Below are 15,756 nucleotides of genomic sequence, written 5' to 3' on the forward strand. Positions count from 1 at the left end.
CCAGTACTAATTGCCCGTGCGGCTTGACCCTATAACTTTGACTAATGCAGTCAAGACTGTTATGCCAAGCACGCAATCAAATACAAAACCCTGATTCCAAGACTCTATGAATTCGCAGCGCAGACATCAAACCTGCGCCGCAACAAGTTATGCCTGATGACCATAGCAAGTTGGTACCACTCCTTCCCATCCCGAACAGGACAGTGAAACGACTTCGCGCCGATGATAGTGCGGATCCCCGTGTGAAAGTAGGTCATCGTCAGGCTATTACAGCCCAAACCGCCCTCCAGCTCTATCGAGTTGGGGGGCGTTTTGCTTGGGGGATCGGGGAAACAGAAAACTCTCAGTCACGGCCATGCAGCTCCAAGACATTCTTTATTCGCAAGGTTTTGGTACCCGCCGTGTCTGCGCGGGTTTGATCCAGCAAGGCCTGGTGCTGGTCCATCAAACGACGGGGGCCATGCCCGTTGCCTGTCTGGATGCAACGCAGGATTTCGAAGCCGAAGGGGTACGCCTGCGCGTACAGGGCGTGGACTGGCCTTACCAAGCCAGGGCGTATGTGATGTTGCACAAACCTGCGGGGACGGAGTGCTCGCAAAAGCCGTCCACCTATCCCAGTGTTTACACGCTGTTGCCTGCACCTTTGCGGCAACGGCCCAGCAAGGGGGCCGTGAATGGCGTGCAGGCGGTGGGACGTTTGGATCAGGACACGACGGGGCTGCTGCTGCTCAGCGACGATGGGCAATTCATTCACCGTATGAGCTCGCCAAAGAAGCATGTGCCGAAGGTGTACCAGATCACAGCCAAGCATGAGGTGAATGCGGAGCAGATAGAACGTCTGCTGGCAGGGGTTGTGCTGGACGACGACCCCAAGCCAGTGCGCGCGGCGGCCTGCGTGCAGAAGGATGCATACCGGATTGACCTGACCTTGACGGAGGGGAAGTACCACCAAGTCAAGCGCATGATGGCGGCCGTGGGCAATCGCGTGGAGGCCTTGCACCGCTCGCGCATCGGGGAGTTGGCGCTTCCCGACGACCTGCTGCCTGGTCAATGGTGCTGGCTGGGCGCGGAGCAGCTGGCACTGCTCAAATAGGGCGACATTCCAAGACTTCACGAGGCCCGGCGCTATCACGCATCGTGCGTGCAGCCGCGTCAACGGCAGGCACCATCGCGGCGTTGTCCGCTGTGGCGCTCATGGATGAGATGCCGAATGTTTCGCCCAGCTGATGGGTGTGTCGTGCCGAAGGGGGCCGTGGTGAAGAATCGAATGATTGGGCGCATGCTTGGTGCCCTGGTGGCCGTGGGGCTGGTGGTGGGCGCTCACGCCAGCGTGGTGGAGCCGCCGGTATTCGTGCTCAATTCGCTGCAGGCGGATATCAGTGTCATCGACCCCGTGACCTGGACAGAGACCACGCGCATCGCCACGGGCAAGGAGCCGCACCACCTCTACCTCACGCCGGATGAAAAGTCGCTGATCGTGGCCAACGCTCTGGGCGACAGCCTTACCTTTGTGGATCCCCGCACGGCACAGGTGCAGCGCACGGTGCGCGGCATTGTCGATCCGTACCATCTGCGCTTTTCGCCGGACATGAAATGGCTGGTGACGGCAGCCAACCGGCTCAACCATGTGGACTTCTATCGCTGGGACGGCAAGGACCTGACCCTGGTGCAGCGTGTTCCGACGAGCAAGACGCCCAGCCATCTCTGGATCGACAGTGGCAGCCGTACGGTGTACTCGACCATGCAGGACAGCGATGAGCTGGTGGCCATCGACTTGGCGACACAGAAGATCAAGTGGCGGACGAAGACGGGGGCCATGCCGGCGGATGTCTATGGCGCCCCCGATGGCAAACATGTCTTTGTGGGCCTGACTGGCAGCGACAGTGTGGAGGTGTTCGACATCTCGGGCGAGCAGCCGCGCAGCGTGCAGCGCATCAAGACCGGTGACGGGGCGCACGCCTTTCGTGCGACGGGCGACGGGCGACACCTGTTCGTCAGCAACCGGGTCGCCAACACCATCAGCAAGATCGACATGCAGGCGCAGCGTGTGGTGGACGTCTATCCGGCGCCAGGCGGTCCCGATTGCATGGACGTTTCGGCCGATGGCCGCTGGATCTATGTCAGTGCGCGCTGGGCGCGCAAGATGCTCGTCATCGATACCCAGGAGCGCAAGGTGGTGCGCGCCATCAACGTCGGCAAATCGCCCCATGGCGTCTGGACGCTGAAGCATGCCCCGCGCTGAGAAGTGGATGCCAGGTGCGTGGCCTGTGCTTCGCTTTTTTTTTGCTATAAATATTATAGCTGCTTGCGCTTTTCCTATAAGCGCGAAGGCCCAAAATGACTGTAATGGTGTGGTGTATCTGACCTTGGATACGGGCCATATGGGCGTCGCGAATCTGGTGGCCGAGGTGCTCCAGCGGCAGCGGGTGAAGGCCACTTTCTTCGCGGCCGACGAGCGCACGCTGAGTGGCGGCAGCAGCCTGGACGAGCAGTGGGCGCCCTGGTGGCGTGCGCGTGCTGCCGAAGGGCATGAATTCGCCTCGCACACGCTGCACCATGTGTACTGGCGCGCCGATGCGGGCACGCAGCAGCGCCCCTCGTTCCGGGTCCGGCCGTCGGCTGGCCCGCGCGCCGGCGAGGATTTCTCGATGACGGAGGCCCAGTACTGTGCCGAGATCGATGGCGCGGCGCACCGCTTGCGCACCATGACCGGCAAGGAGCCGCTGCCCCTGTTCCGCGCGCCGGGTGGCAAGACATCCCGGCGCCTGCTCGCGACCGCCCAGTCCTGCGGCTACACGCATGTGGGCTGGACTTCTGCCGGATTCCTGGGCGACGAACTGCCCAGCGAGCGCTACAGCAACAAGATGCTGCTGGAACAGGCCTTGCGGTCCATCCGCGACGGCGACATTTTGCTGGCCCATCTGGGCATCTGGTCGCGCAAGGACGCATGGGCGCCGGCCGTGCTGGAACCGCTCATCAAGGGCTTGAAGGAGCGAGGGCTGTGCTTTCGGACCTTGCGCGAGCATCCCGACTACGGCATGAAGGCCAAGTCATAACTGACACAGCCCGGCGCTATGCTGGGCGCAGACAACCCCCGATGCGATGGTGAATCCCATGCCCTGGCTGACCCAGCCGTTTGATGCCGCACAGCAATGGCTTTTCGAGTCGCTGGTGCAGCCCCTCTTGTTTGCGCTCGGGCAGGCCAGCGTGCTGGAGGACGGCTATGACGCCACGGGGTGGCTGCTGGTCGGCCTGCTGCAGCTGGTGGTCATGCTGGCGGTGATTGCACCTTTGGAGCGCTGGCGGCCGGTGGAGCCGCTGCGCGACCGCGCCGCCGTGCGTACCGATGTGCTCTACACGCTGATCCATCGCTTGGGCCTGTTCCGGCTGGTGCTGTTCTTCACGCTGACCCCGGTGTGGAGCGATGTGTTCGGCGCGCTGCGGGTGCACGGCTGGCAGACCTTTCAGCTCGATGCGCTGTGGCCCGGAGTGACGGACCAGCCCATCGCGAGCCTGCTGCTGTACCTGCTGGTGTTCGACTTCGTGGACTACTGGATCCACCGCGGGCAGCACCAGTTCGGCTGGTGGTGGCGGCTGCACTCCCTGCACCACTCGCAGCGCCAGATGACCATGTGGAGCGACAGCCGCAACCACTTGCTGGACGATCTGCTGCGCGATGTCATCCTCGTCGTCGTGGCCCAATGCATAGGCGTGGCGCCGGGCCAGTTCGTTGCCATCGTGGCGCTCACCCAGCTCAGCGAAAACCTGCACCATGCCAATCTGCGCCTGTGGTTCGGCCGCTTCGGCGAGCGCCTGTGGGTCAGCCCACGCTTTCACCGCCTGCACCATGCGATAGGGATCGGACACGAGTCGCAGGCGCCCGCGCCAGGGGCTTCGCGTGCCACGGTGCTGGGAGGCCACAATTTCGGTGTGCTGCTGCCATGGTGGGACATGCTGTTCGGCACGGCCAATTTCGAGCATCGCTACGACCCCACCGGCGTGCGTGACCAGGTCGAACCCGGCGCGGATGGCCAGGTGCGCGACTATGGCGCGGGCTTCTGGGCGCAGCAGTGGCGCGGCCTGCTGCGCCTGGTGGGGCGCGCCTGATCATCCAATGGCGCTATGCTTGCGCGCATGGGGCTACTCCTTGATTCTTTCTGGCGTGCGGCGGGCTACTGCCTGATTCCGCGCGTCATCGCGCTGTCGCTGCTGCCGCTGCTGCTGATCACGGCTGTCGCCGTGGGGGGCGGCTACCTGTTCTGGGCCCAAGCGGTGGCCTGGATGCAGGGCGCGCTGGAAGGCTCCGACTGGTTGGCCCTGCTGTGGGGGTGGCTGGGCAACTTCGGCGTGGACAACCTGCCCGTGGCGCTGGCGCCGCTGCTTGTGCTCATGGGCGCCACCCCGCTGATCGTCATCGTCTGCGTGCTGGCCGTGGCCGTGCTGATGGCGCCGGCGGTGGTGACACTGGTGGCGCAACGGCGCTTTCCGCAGTTGCAGCGCAAGCGCGGCGGCTCCTTCATCGCCAGCGTGCTGTGGTCCTTGGCATCGACGGTTGCGGCGCTGCTCGCTCTGGTCATCTCCGTGCCGCTGTGGCTGGTACCGCCCCTGGTACTGGTGCTGCCACCGCTGATCTGGGGCTGGCTGACCTACCGTGTCATGGCCTTCGACGCGCTGGCCGACCATGCCAGCAAGCCCGAGCGCCAGGAAATCTTCAAGCGCCACAGGCTGAGCCTGCTGAGCATCGGGGTGTTGACCGGCTTTCTGGGGGCGGCGCCGGGCATTGTCTGGGCCTCCGGCGTGGTGTTTGCCGCGGCGTTCTTCGTGCTGGTGCCCGTGGCCATCTGGATCTATACGCTGGTGTTCGCTTTCTCGTCCCTGTGGTTCACCCATTTCTGTTTGGCGGCACTACAGCGGCTGCGGCAGGAGCGGGGCGAGGGTGCGCCGGAGGTCGTGAATCCCGCGGCACCCGCCACTGCGCCTGCACTTCCGGCTTCTTCTGAGTAATCCCCGCCCATGACCCCTTCCTTCGGCCTCATCATCGTCGGCGACGAAATTCTGTCGGGCAAGCGGGCTGACAAGCACCTGCCCAAGGTCATCGAATTGCTGGCGGCCCGTGGCCTGGCATTGGCCTATGCCGACTATGTGGGGGATGACCGGCCACGCATCACGGCGGCGCTGCAGCGGGCCTTTGCCACGTCGGACGTCGTCTTCAGCTGCGGCGGCATCGGCGCCACGCCCGACGACCACACCCGCCAGTGTGCGGCTGCCGCGCTGCGGTGCCCCCTGGTGCCGCATCCGCAGGCGCAGGCGCTCATTCGCGAGCGCATGCAGGACGTGGCGCGCGAGCAGGGCGAGGTGTTCACCCCCGATAGACCGGACAACCTGCATCGGCTGAACATGGGCGTGTTTCCCGAAGGCGCGCGCATCATTCCCAATTCCTACAACAAGATTCCGGGCTTTTCGTGCGACGGGCCGGGCGGTGGCTCGGTGCATTTCGTTCCCGGCTTTCCGGTGATGGCCTGGCCGATGGTGGAGTGGGTGCTGGACCACCACTGCGCGCAGTGGTTCAACCGCCAGCCGCAGACCGAGCACTCCATCGTGCTCTATGGCGCGATGGAGGCCGCGCTCACTCCGCTGATGGAACGCATAGAGGCCGCGCACCCCGGCATCAAGGTCTTCAGCCTGCCGAGTGTGGACCACCCCGTGCACGGGCGCCATGTGGAGCTGGGGGTCAAGGGCGCGGCGGCGCTGGTGCCACCGGCATGGGAGGACTTACGCCGGGCATTGCACCAGATTGGGTCTTCCATGGGCCCTGAAGTGGTGCGCCATTTGTAAAAGGGCGCGCCGCATAAAATGCATGCACTGTATTGGTGCGTAATGGCGGCGTTCTAAGGCAGGCCGCCGCAGGTGCCCCGGCCCGGTGTGTGTACCGGTACGTTGGCATGCAAACTGCTTTTCTTTCCGCATCATTTTTGATGAGCACTTCTATTCCTGGAGAACCCTGATGGCCAAGACCGTTGCAGACGTGATGAAGATGGTGAAGGAGAACGAGGTCAAGTTCGTGGACTTCCGCTTCACGGACACCCGTGGCAAGGAACAGCACGTGACCGTGCCCGTGTCCCACTTCGACGAAGACAAGTTCGCCTCCGGCCACGCGTTCGATGGTTCCTCCGTTGCCGGCTGGAAGGGCATCGAGGCTTCGGACATGCAGCTCATGCCTGACCCCAGTACCGCCAACATCGATCCGTTCTTCGAGGAAACCACGCTGTTCCTGCAGTGCGACGTGATCGAACCCGGCGACGGCAAGGCCTATGACCGCGACCCCCGCTCCATTGCCAAGCGCGCCGAGGCCTACCTGAAGGCTTCCGGCCTGGGCGATACGGCCTACTTCGGCCCGGAACCCGAATTCTTCATCTTCGACGGCGTGCGCTGGTCCAACGAGCCCGGCAAGGTCATGTTCGAGATCGAGGAATACGAAGCCCCCTGGAACAGCGGTGCCAAGCTGGAAGGCGGCAACCGCGGCCACCGCCCCACCGTCAAGGGCGGCTACTTCCCCGTGCCTCCCGTGGACAGCACGCAGGACATGCGTGCCGAAATGTCCCTGATCATCGAGTCGCTGGGCATTCCGGTCGAGGTGTTCCACCACGAAGTGGCGGGCGCCGGCCAGAACGAGATCGGCACCAGGTTCAGCACGCTGGTCGAGCGCGCCGACTGGACCCAGGTCATGAAGTACGTGATCTGGAACGTGGCCAACGCCTATGGCAAGACGGCTACCTTCATGCCCAAGCCCTACGCGGGCGACAACGGCTCCGGCATGCATGTGCACCAGTCCATCTGGAAGGACGGCAAGAACTTGTTCGCCGGTGACGGCTATGCCGGCCTGTCGGACTATGCCCTGTACTACATCGGCGGCATCATCAAGCACGCCCGCGCGCTGAACGCCATCACCAACCCCGGCACCAACAGCTACAAGCGCCTGGTGCCCGGCTTCGAGGCGCCAGTGAAGCTGGCCTACAGCTCGCGCAACCGTTCCGCTTCGATCCGCATCCCCTATGTGGCCAACCCCAAGGGCCGCCGCATCGAGGCACGCTTCCCCGATCCTCTGGCCAACCCCTACCTGTGCTTCTCGGCCCTGATGATGGCCGGCCTGGACGGCGTGGAAAACAAGATCCACCCGGGCGAGGCCGCCACCAAGGACCTGTACCACCTGCCGCCCGAGGAAGACAAGCTGGTGCCCACCGTGTGCCATAGCCTGGACCAGGCCCTGGAGGCGCTGGACAAGGACCGTGGCTTCCTGACCAAGGGTGGCGTGTTCTCCGACGCCATGCTGGACGCCTACATTGAGCTCAAGATGGGCGAAGTGCAGCGCTTCCGCATGGCTCCGCACCCCGTCGAGTACGACATGTACTACTCGCTGTAAGCCAAGGGCCGTGCGCCCCTTGCGGCGTATGTCCTCTTGACCAGCAAAAAGAAGCGGCTTCGGCCGCTTTTTTTATATATGACGCAGGCCCGCATGGAACATTGGGCAGGTTGCAAGGATCTGCTTCAATCCCGCCGGGTTGGCCGGGCGCAATTGGCGCCATCGGGTGATTGCGGGATACTTGCCTGCATTGCGCATGCCTGACGCATGCCATGTGAGGAACTCCATGAAAAACACACTGTTTGCTCTGACTGCCCTTGTCGCCGTGCTGCACCCCGCCTGGGGGCAGGACCGCATCTACCGTTGCGGCAACGAATACACCAACAACGCCACCCAGGCCAAGGAGCGTGGCTGCAAGCTCGTGGAGGGCGGCAATGTGACTGTGCTCCAGGGATCCCGGCCGGCCGCGGCCACGTCGGGGGGCGGCTCCAGCGCATCGACCTCCGGCAGCGGTACCAGCAGCAGTTCGCCCGCGAATGCGCCGCGCGTGGATGCGGCCGACCAGCGTGCGCGGGACGCGGATGCACGCGCCATTCTCGAGGCCGAGCTGCGCAAGGCCGAGTCCCGGCTGGCCGATCTGCGCAAGGAATACAACGATGGTTCGCCCCAGCGGACGGCGCTGGAGATGCGCAACCCGCAGGGTTATATCGAGCGCACGGCCGAGCTCAAGGCCGGCGTGACCCGTGCCGAAGCCGATGTGGCAGGCATCAAGCGCGAGCTGGCGCGCCTGAATAAATAAGCAGGCCCGCACCCCGAGGAGCGATCATTCAAGCGCCGAACCCGCCGGAGCGTTACCAGGCGCTGGACCTCGTCTCCACGCTCACTGCCGTCCTGCATCCCGACGGCGCTGCGGTGTTCGTCAATGCCGCGCTGGAAAACGCCCTGGGCCTGTCGCGCCGTACGCTGGAGGGCGTGGACTTCTGTGGTCTATTCACCGATCCGACGATCATGCAGACGGCACTGGCCGGTGCGCGGGGGCGGGATTTCGCGGCGCTGCGCTTCGAGGCCGTGCTGCGCCGCACGCAGCAGGAGGCGCTGCCCGTGCATGCCAGCGTGACGGTGGTGGAGCACAACGGCGATGTGCTGGTGGAGCTGTGGCCCCTGGAGGCCCAGGCACGCCAGGACCGTGAGGAGCGCCTGCGCGAGCAGGCCCTGGCCAACAAGGAGCTGATCCGCAACCTCGCGCACGAGATCAAGAACCCGCTGGGCGGCATCCGCGGCGCCGCGCAGCTGCTGGAGATGGAGCTCGACAGCCCCGACCTCACCGAGTACACCCAGGTCATCATCCACGAGGCCGACCGCCTGCAAAGCCTGGTGGACCGGCTGCTCGCGCCGCACCGCCATCCCCATCTGGTGGGCGACGTGAACATCCACGAGGTCTGTGAGCGCGTGCGCTCCCTGATCCTTGTCGAATACCCCCAGGGCCTGTGCGTACAGCGCGATTACGACACCTCCATACCCGAATTCCGCGGCGATCGTGCGCAGCTCATTCAGGCCGTGCTCAACATCGTGCAGAACGCGGCCCAGGCGCTCTCCGCGCGCATTGCGGCCGGCGATGCGGTGATCACCCTGCGCACGCGCGTGGCCCGGCAGGTCACGTTCGGCCGCCAGCGCTACCGGCTGGCATTGGAATTGCATGTCATCGACAACGGACCGGGCGTGCCCGAAGCCATCAAGGAGCGGATCTTCTATCCGCTGGTGACGGGCCGGGACGGGGGATCGGGGCTGGGCCTGACGCTGGCGCAAACCTTTGTGCAGCGGCACCATGGCCTGATCGAGTGTGAAAGCAGGCCAGGCCGCACGGACTTTCGCATCCTCATCCCTCTGCCCTGAGTTCCGCCGTGTCAAACCACCGGGAAATCGGGGAAAGGGAGCTAGAACACATGAAGCCGATCTGGATAGTAGACGACGACCCATCGATCCGCTTCGTCCTGGAAAAGGCGCTGGCGCGCGAGAACCTGCCCACGCGCAGCTTCACGCAGGCGCGCGACGTGCTGGATGCCCTGGCCGACGTAGCCTCGGGCGATTCGGCCCACCAGGGGCCGCAGGTGCTGGTGAGCGACATCCGCATGCCGGGCGGATCGGGCTTGCACCTGCTGGAGCAGGTGCGCGCGCAGCAGCCCGGCCTGCCGGTCATCGTCATGACCGCCTACTCGGACCTGGACAGCGCCGTATCCGCCTTCCAGGGGGGCGCCTTCGAATACCTGCCCAAGCCCTTCGATCTGCCCAAGGCCGTGGAGCTGATCCGCCGCGCGGTGGAGGAAAGCCAGCGCGAGGAAGTGGCGGAGCACCAGCAGACGGCAGCGCCCGAGATGCTGGGCCAGGCGCCCGCCATGCAGGATGTGTTTCGCGCCATCGGCCGGCTGAGCCAGAGCGTGGTCACGGTGCTCATCACGGGCGAGTCCGGCGCGGGCAAGGAGCTGGTGGCGCGCGCGCTGCACAAGCACTCGCCGGTGGCGGGCGGCCCCTTCGTGGCCATCAACACCGCGGCGATCCCGAAGGATCTGCTGGAGAGCGAACTCTTCGGCCACGAGCGCGGCGCTTTCACCGGCGCGCAGACGCAGCGGCGCGGCCGCTTCGAGCAGGCCGAGGGCGGCACGCTGTTCCTCGATGAAATCGGCGACATGCCCTTCGACCTGCAGACGCGATTGCTGCGCGTGCTGTCGGACGGCCAGTTCTACCGCGTCGGCGGCCATGCTGCCGTGAAGGCCCATGTGCGTGTGATCGCCGCCACGCACCAGAACCTGGAGCAGCGCGTGAAGGACGGCGTGTTCCGCGAGGATCTGTTCCACCGCCTGAACGTGATCCGCCTGCGCCTTCCTGCCTTGCGCGAGCGCAGCGAGGACGTGCCCATGCTCACGCGCCATTTCCTGCAACAGAGCGCACGCCAGCTCGGTGTGGAGCCCAAGCGCATTTCCGAGGGCGCGCTGGCGCTGCTCACGCGCTTTGCCTTTCCGGGCAACGTGCGCCAGCTGGAGAACATCTGCCACTGGCTCACCGTGATGGCGCCGGCCCAGGTGATCTCGGTGCAGGATCTGCCGCCCGAGGTGCTGGGGGCTCCCCTGAGCGCGGCGCCGGCCGTGGCGGGTGAGCGGGCCCTCGGGGGAGAAGCCGGGGCGCTCGGCGACGCGGGTGCGGCAGCACCGGCCGGTACCTTGCCCATGGCGGTGCGCCAAGAAGACCTGCCGCCCCCCGCTGCCGCGGCCCCTGCGGCCGGCGGCTGGGAGCAGGCGCTGGAGAGCGAGGCGCAAAGACTGCTGCAGGACGGCCGCGCCGATGTCTGGGACGTGCTCTCGCGGCGCTTTGAATCGCGGCTGATCCGCACGGCGCTGCAGGCCACGCATGGCCGGCGCATGGAGGCCGCGCAGCGCCTGGGCATTGGCCGCAACACCATCACGCGCAAGATCCAGGAGCTGGGGCTGGAGGCGTCGGACGACGCATGAGCGATGGGCGCAGGGCATTGACTGCCGCGTGAACCGACCCCGCCTCGGGGCGCTTCCCGCCATGCCCTGTGGCGGCCCGGCCGGTGCGCCGTGCGCGCGTGCCTACCAGTGGGTATCGCGCAAGGCGGTCGCCAGGCCCGCAATGCTCTGCACCTGCAGGTTGCGGTAGATGTTCTGTAGCTGGGTGCGGACTGTGGCCGGCGCCAGGCCCAGTTGCTGCGCCACCTCCTTGTGGCTCAGCCCCCGCGCCGTCAGATGGGCGATCTGCCGCTGCCGCGCGGGCAGGCGGTCGGCGGCGCACAGCGGGCGCAGCCGCACGAACAGCAGGTCTTTCTGGACGTGGTGCTTGGCGACCAGCGTGCGGCCCAGGAAGGGCTCTGGCGTGGAGGACGCCCACTGCAGCAAAGGCTCCGGCAGCCGGTTGGGCCGCCAGGTGCTCTCCCATTCCGCGCGCAGCACGGATGCGCAGCCCGGGGTGGCGTAGTAGATCACTCCGCGCGCATCGGCAATGGCGGCTTCATGGTGCGCGCCGCCCGCCTGTGCGCTCAGGCGATCCAGATGGCGGCTGCGGTTGTGGTTCAGCCCCTGCATCAGGTGCGGGGCGAGCTGCGCCAGCAGGTGTACCTCGTTCGGGCGGCAATGCCGGTCGTCGTTCGACCGAAAGAGCGACACCCATTGCGTGAACCCGGAGCCGGGGTCGGTGTGCGCCGTGATGAACACGTTCTCATGGCCAAAGCGCTGCTGGAAGTCCCGGTAGCCGTTCCACTGCGGGTCGTCAAACCACGACGGACTGTGGAACCCCTTGGTCACGCGTGGCTTGCCGACCACGGTGGCCGCCGACGTGTCCAGGTGCTTGACCTCCTCATAGGCCGCCACCATCTCCCGCGGCTGGTTGTGCAGGTGGATGGTGTGGATGTCGATGCCCTGGCCGGGCATGAAGACGGCAGTGCCCCACATCGACGCGTCGAATGCCAGCAGCGGCTTGAGGGCGTCCAGCACGGTGTCCTGGTACGACTCCAGCGGTAGCTCCGCGCTGGCGCGGTAGAGCTCCAGCAGCAGGGCGTTGAACTCGTCGAACTTGGCGCTGTCCATTCGCTTCGTTTCCTACGGCGTTGACCTTCGGCGGGGAGGGATCTGATGCATTTGCATCATTTTGTTTGTTTTGTGTCAAGTATATGGTTGGGGCCGTTACTTTTCATTGCACCAAAACCATGAACACCTCCCACTCCTCCCTTGCCCGTTCCCGTGCCATCCGTCCACTGCGCGCCCTGCTGCTGTGCGGCGTCGCCGCCAGCCTGTACGCCTGCGGCGGCGGCAGCGATTCGGGTTCCTCGTCGCCGCCAGCCTCCTCGGGCTTCATCGCCTTCTCGGGCAGCAGCAACGGGGATTCGGTCGTGGATGCCCACAACCAGTACGCCAAGTTCCGCTCCAGCACGCGTGGCATGGAGGTGGCGGGCGTTGCCTCGGACATCATCGTTGACAGCAACAACAACCTGGTCAAGGGCGGCAGCCGCACCATTGGCAAGGTGCGGCTGGTGGCCGGCAGCGGCGGCACGCCGATCGCGGGCATGGTGGCCACGGATGGCACCATGCTGGCGATCGAGAAGAGCGACTCCCAGGTCACGCTGGGCGGCAGCAGCGTGCGTTTTGCCGAGCCTGGTTCGGGCGGCGGGTCCGGGGGCGGATCGGGTGGTGGCTCTGGTGGGGGCTCCGGCGGCGGTTCGGGATCGGGCAGCCTGCAGGCCTGCGCCAACCTGAAGTACCCGGGCGATACCTCCGAGCCCCAGGTGAGCTATTTCGACCAGATCGCGCAATTCGACGCCTGTGCCTACCGCGCCACCGGGGACAGCCGCTATATCGAGGACGGCAATCGCCAGTGCCAGGTGCTCGACGGCATCCTGCGCTCCACCACCGGCAACTTCAGGCCCCTGTTCTGCAATGGCCCGCGCCTGAAGTATTGAGTCGATGGGGCCGCCGGGCCGGGGCTCAGGGCGCGGCCGGCTGCGAGCCCCGCGCCGTCAGCCGCAGCACCCGGTCCGCGCGCGCCGCCGCGGCGTCCGAGTGGGTGACCAGCACCAGCGCGGCGCCATGCTCGCGGGTCTGGGCGATGAGCAGGTCCATGACCAGGGACGCCGTGCCGGGGTCCAGGTTGCCCGTGGGCTCGTCGGCCAGCAGCAGGGCGGGGCGGTGCACCAGGGCGCGGGCGATGGCCACGCGCTGCAGCTGGCCGCCGCTGAGCTGCTGCGGCAGCCGCCCGCCCAGGCTGTCCAGGCCCACGGCGGCCAGCATCTGCTGCACGCGCGCCGGGTCGGGGCGCTGCAGCAGCATCAGCGGCAGGCCCACGTTCTGCGCCACGTCCAGGTGCGGCAGCACATGGAAGGCCTGGAACACGAAGCCCACATGGGCGCGGCGCCACAGGGCGCGCCGGGTGTCGTCCAGTGCGCCCAGGTCCAGGCCCTCGTGCAGGACCTGGCCGGCATCCCAGTGGTCCAGCCCCGCCAGGCAGTTGAGCAGCGTGGACTTGCCCACGCCCGAGTCGCCGACGATGGCGACGAACTCGCCCCGGTGCACCTGCAGGTCCACGCCCTCGAAGACGCTCTGGGCGCCATAGTGCTTGGCCAGGCCGCGCACCTGCACGAGCGGCGTGCCGGTGGTGGCTGTGGCGGCGCTCATGCGGCGGCGCTGCCGTCGTCGTCCAGCACGCGGGCGCACACGGCGCGCACCAGCTGCGCCGTGGCGTCGGGCGCGTCGCAGGCGATGGCGTGGCGCTCGGGCATGCTGCGCAGCCAGGTGATCTGGCGCTTGGCCAGCTGGCGCGTGGCGGCAATGCCGCGCTCGGGCAGGCTGCTCAGGGGGAACAGGCCGTCCAGCGATTCCCAGGCCTGGCGGTAGCCCACGCAGCGCATGCTGGGCAGGTCGGCGTGCAGGTCGCCGCGCGCGCGCAGGCGCAGCACTTCATGAAGAAAACCCGTGGCCAGCATGGCGTGGAAGCGCTCGGCAATGCGGCCGTGCAGCCAGGCGCGGTCGTGCGGTTCTAAGGAGAAAAGGCTTGCAGCGCTTATGGGGCTTGCGATAGTAGCTATGTTTTTAGTAGTGTGAAAGCTCGACAGCGGCCGGCCCGACACATGCCACACCTCCAGCGCGCGCTGGATGCGCTGGCTGTCGCCGGGCGCCAGGCGGGCGGCGGTGACCGGGTCCACGGCGGCCAGCTCGGCATGCATGGCGGGCCAGCCGATGGTGGCAGCCTGGGCCTCCAGGCGTGCGCGTATGGTGGCGTCGGCCGCGGGCATGTCGTCGATGCCGTCGAACAGCGCCTTGAAGTACAGCATGGTGCCGCCCACCAGCAGCGGCAGCGCGCCGCGCGCGCGAATCTCGGCCATGAGCCGCGTGGCGTCCTGCACGAACTCGGCCGCGCTATAGGCCTGCAACGGGTCGCGGATGTCGATCAGGTGGTGCGGCACGCGGGCCTGTTCCTCGCGCGTGGGCTTGGCCGTGCCGATGTCCATGCCGCGGTACACCAGGGCCGAGTCCACGCTGATGATCTCCACGGGCAGGTGTGGCGCCAGGGCCTCGGCAACCGCGAAGGCCGCGGCCGTCTTGCCCGAGGCCGTGGGGCCCGCCAGGGCGATGGGGGGAATGCGTTCAGCGTGCATGGAAGGGCTTCAATTCGGCGTGCGCCTGCGGGCCGAGGGCGGCGAACGGGGCGGACACGATGCGCGCGAGGGTAGCAGAGTCCGCCCCCGTGGCGCCCCGGGCGCAGCCTGAAGTTCCCGCGCCATGGCGGGGTTTTGCCGCGGGCCCGGCGCGGGCGGCCAGGGTTTGATTCAAAATGGCCTGTATCGCCCTACCATCAAGCGCTGGCAGCTATGAAAAGCATAGTATGTGATGTGCGGCCGTGCGCAGCGCGTGCCGTTCTTGCCAGCGCCTTTTCCTGATTGAGTGACGCCGTGACCTCTTTTGCCGCTATTCCCCTGCTCATCCTCAACAGCATGTCGCCGCAGCACCTGGACCGTATCGGCCAGCGCTTCGCGGTCTGCTACGCCCCCACGCCGGCGCAGCGCGCCCAGGCCATAGCCGAGCAGGGCGCGCGCTTTCGCGCGGTGCTGACCGTCGGCGCCGCCGGGCTCACGGCCCAGGAAATCGCCGCCATGCCGGCGCTGGAGCTGGTGTGCGCGCTGGGCGCGGGCTACGAGAACGTGGCGCTGGAGGCCGCCCGCGCGCGCGGCATCGCGCTGGCCAATGGCGCGGGCACCAACGACGACTGCGTGGCCGACCATGCCTTCGGCCTGCTGATCGGCATCGTGCGCGGCGTGCGCGCGCTGGACCGCCAGTGCCGCGAGGGCGTGTGGCGCGACGCCATCGGCCTGCCGCCCAATGTGTCGGGCAAGCGGCTGGGCATCTTCGGCCTGGGCACCATCGGCCACAAGATCGCGCGCCGCGCGGCGGGGTTCGACATGGAGATCGGCTACCACAACCGCAGCCCGCGCGCCGACGTGCCGCACCGCTACTTTGGCCGCCTGCTGGACCTGGCCGCCTGGTGCGACGTGCTGGTCTGCGCCACGCCGGGCGGCGCGGCCACGCGCCACCGCGTGAACGCCGAGGTGCTGCAGGCGCTGGGCCCGCAGGGCTACCTGGTGAACATCGCGCGCGGCAGCGTGGTGGACACGCCGGCGCTGGCCGCCGCGCTGCGCGATCGGCGCATCGCCGGCGCGGGGCTGGACGTGTACGAGAGCGAGCCGGCCCCGCCGCAAGAGCTGATCGGCCTGGACAACGTGCTGCTCACGCCGCATGTGGCCGGCTGGTCGCCCGAGGCCGTGCAGGCCAGCGTGGACCGCTTCCTGGCCAACGCCGAGGGCCACTTCGCCGGCCGCGGCGTGGTGTCGCCGATCTGAG

At 66.9% G+C, this 15,756-nt stretch carries 15 protein-coding genes and 1 rRNA gene; 13 read left to right on the forward strand and 3 right to left on the reverse strand.

The features are described from left to right. Positions 1-152: 152 nt before the first annotated feature. From rrf to ntrC, 11 genes are all read left to right on the forward strand, one after another. Positions 153-265 (forward strand): 5S ribosomal RNA (gene rrf / locus BP68_RS06045). A 90-nt stretch (positions 266-355) separates the two neighbouring features. After that, positions 356-1,093, forward strand: a complete 738-nt coding sequence (locus BP68_RS06050; protein WP_496369719.1) for a 16S rRNA pseudouridine(516) synthase — start codon at positions 356-358, stop codon at positions 1,091-1,093. Between the two features lie 186 nt (positions 1,094-1,279). Next, positions 1,280-2,242 (forward strand): YncE family protein, encoded by a 963-nt coding sequence (locus BP68_RS06055; protein ID WP_496369720.1) that lies wholly within the window; start codon positions 1,280-1,282, stop codon positions 2,240-2,242. Beyond that, entirely contained in the window at positions 2,229-3,056 is an 828-nt protein-coding gene (locus BP68_RS06060; protein ID WP_496369721.1) for a polysaccharide deacetylase family protein, read from the forward strand. The genes BP68_RS06055 and BP68_RS06060 overlap by 14 nt, the downstream gene beginning before the upstream one ends. 58 nt (positions 3,057-3,114) lie before the next feature. Further along, positions 3,115-4,107 (forward strand): sterol desaturase family protein, encoded by a 993-nt coding sequence (locus BP68_RS06065; protein WP_496369722.1) that lies wholly within the window; start codon positions 3,115-3,117, stop codon positions 4,105-4,107. Positions 4,108-4,134: 27 nt separating this feature from the next. Beyond that, positions 4,135-5,004, forward strand: a complete 870-nt coding sequence (locus BP68_RS06070; protein ID WP_496369723.1) for an EI24 domain-containing protein — start codon at positions 4,135-4,137, stop codon at positions 5,002-5,004. Positions 5,005-5,013: 9 nt separating this feature from the next. Then, the gene (locus tag BP68_RS06075; protein WP_496369724.1) at positions 5,014-5,835 is read left to right on the forward strand and encodes a competence/damage-inducible protein A; all 822 of its coding nucleotides are present in this window, start codon (positions 5,014-5,016) and stop codon (positions 5,833-5,835) included. Between the two features lie 169 nt (positions 5,836-6,004). Continuing rightward, entirely contained in the window at positions 6,005-7,420 is a 1,416-nt protein-coding gene (glnA, locus tag BP68_RS06080) for a type I glutamate--ammonia ligase (protein ID WP_496369725.1), read from the forward strand. 226 nt (positions 7,421-7,646) lie between these two features. Then, entirely contained in the window at positions 7,647-8,159 is a 513-nt protein-coding gene (locus tag BP68_RS06085) for a hypothetical protein (RefSeq protein ID WP_496369726.1), read from the forward strand. Positions 8,160-8,182: 23 nt separating this feature from the next. Continuing rightward, on the forward strand, positions 8,183-9,253 hold the full coding sequence (gene glnL / locus BP68_RS06090) for a nitrogen regulation protein NR(II) (protein WP_496370379.1): 1,071 nt from the start codon (positions 8,183-8,185) through the stop codon (positions 9,251-9,253). 50 nt (positions 9,254-9,303) lie between these two features. Continuing rightward, positions 9,304-10,863: a nitrogen regulation protein NR(I) gene (ntrC, locus tag BP68_RS06095; RefSeq protein ID WP_496369727.1), complete on the forward strand. Its 1,560-nt coding sequence runs from the start codon at positions 9,304-9,306 to the stop codon at positions 10,861-10,863. 102 nt (positions 10,864-10,965) lie between these two features. Here the strand turns inward: ntrC and BP68_RS06100 are convergent, their stop codons facing one another. Next, the gene (locus BP68_RS06100; RefSeq protein ID WP_496369728.1) at positions 10,966-11,955 is read right to left on the reverse strand and encodes a helix-turn-helix transcriptional regulator; all 990 of its coding nucleotides are present in this window, start codon (positions 11,953-11,955) and stop codon (positions 10,966-10,968) included. A 119-nt stretch (positions 11,956-12,074) separates the two neighbouring features. Here BP68_RS06100 and BP68_RS06105 point away from each other — a divergent pair, with 119 nt between their 5' ends. Beyond that, a complete protein-coding gene (locus tag BP68_RS06105; RefSeq protein WP_496369729.1) occupies positions 12,075-12,824 on the forward strand; it encodes a hypothetical protein in 750 nt (249 codons plus the stop codon). 25 nt (positions 12,825-12,849) lie between these two features. Here the strand turns inward: BP68_RS06105 and BP68_RS06110 are convergent, their stop codons facing one another. Further along, positions 12,850-13,536, reverse strand: a complete 687-nt coding sequence (locus tag BP68_RS06110) for an ABC transporter ATP-binding protein (RefSeq protein ID WP_496369730.1) — start codon at positions 13,534-13,536, stop codon at positions 12,850-12,852. After that, entirely contained in the window at positions 13,533-14,516 is a 984-nt protein-coding gene (gene miaA, locus BP68_RS06115) for a tRNA (adenosine(37)-N6)-dimethylallyltransferase MiaA (protein WP_496369731.1), read from the reverse strand. The genes BP68_RS06110 and miaA overlap by 4 nt, the downstream gene beginning before the upstream one ends. 294 nt (positions 14,517-14,810) lie before the next feature. Here miaA and BP68_RS06120 point away from each other — a divergent pair, with 294 nt between their 5' ends. Continuing rightward, positions 14,811-15,755 (forward strand): 2-hydroxyacid dehydrogenase, encoded by a 945-nt coding sequence (locus BP68_RS06120; RefSeq protein WP_496369732.1) that lies wholly within the window; start codon positions 14,811-14,813, stop codon positions 15,753-15,755. The last annotated feature ends 1 nt before the right edge of the window (position 15,756 follow it).

The organism is Diaphorobacter oryzae DSM 22780 (assembly GCF_059568935.1).

Excerpts from the sequence above, each read along its gene's own strand:
- BP68_RS06100 (WP_496369728.1), bottom strand. The coding sequence starts at position 11,955 with ATGGACAGCGCCAAGTTCGACGAGTTCAACGCCCTGCTGCTGGAGCTC.
- BP68_RS06065 (WP_496369722.1), top strand. The coding sequence starts at position 3,115 with ATGCCCTGGCTGACCCAGCCGTTTGATGCCGCACAGCAATGGCTTTTC.
- BP68_RS06075 (WP_496369724.1), top strand. The coding sequence starts at position 5,014 with ATGACCCCTTCCTTCGGCCTCATCATCGTCGGCGACGAAATTCTGTCG.
- BP68_RS06105 (WP_496369729.1), top strand. The coding sequence starts at position 12,075 with ATGAACACCTCCCACTCCTCCCTTGCCCGTTCCCGTGCCATCCGTCCA.
- BP68_RS06085 (WP_496369726.1), top strand. The coding sequence starts at position 7,647 with ATGAAAAACACACTGTTTGCTCTGACTGCCCTTGTCGCCGTGCTGCAC.
- BP68_RS06050 (WP_496369719.1), top strand. The coding sequence starts at position 356 with ATGCAGCTCCAAGACATTCTTTATTCGCAAGGTTTTGGTACCCGCCGT.
- glnA (WP_496369725.1), top strand. The coding sequence starts at position 6,005 with ATGGCCAAGACCGTTGCAGACGTGATGAAGATGGTGAAGGAGAACGAG.
- ntrC (WP_496369727.1), top strand. The coding sequence starts at position 9,304 with ATGAAGCCGATCTGGATAGTAGACGACGACCCATCGATCCGCTTCGTC.
- BP68_RS06055 (WP_496369720.1), top strand. The coding sequence starts at position 1,280 with ATGCTTGGTGCCCTGGTGGCCGTGGGGCTGGTGGTGGGCGCTCACGCC.
- BP68_RS06110 (WP_496369730.1), bottom strand. The coding sequence starts at position 13,536 with ATGAGCGCCGCCACAGCCACCACCGGCACGCCGCTCGTGCAGGTGCGC.
- miaA (WP_496369731.1), bottom strand. The coding sequence starts at position 14,516 with ATGCACGCTGAACGCATTCCCCCCATCGCCCTGGCGGGCCCCACGGCC.
- BP68_RS06060 (WP_496369721.1), top strand. The coding sequence starts at position 2,229 with ATGCCCCGCGCTGAGAAGTGGATGCCAGGTGCGTGGCCTGTGCTTCGC.
- BP68_RS06070 (WP_496369723.1), top strand. The coding sequence starts at position 4,135 with ATGGGGCTACTCCTTGATTCTTTCTGGCGTGCGGCGGGCTACTGCCTG.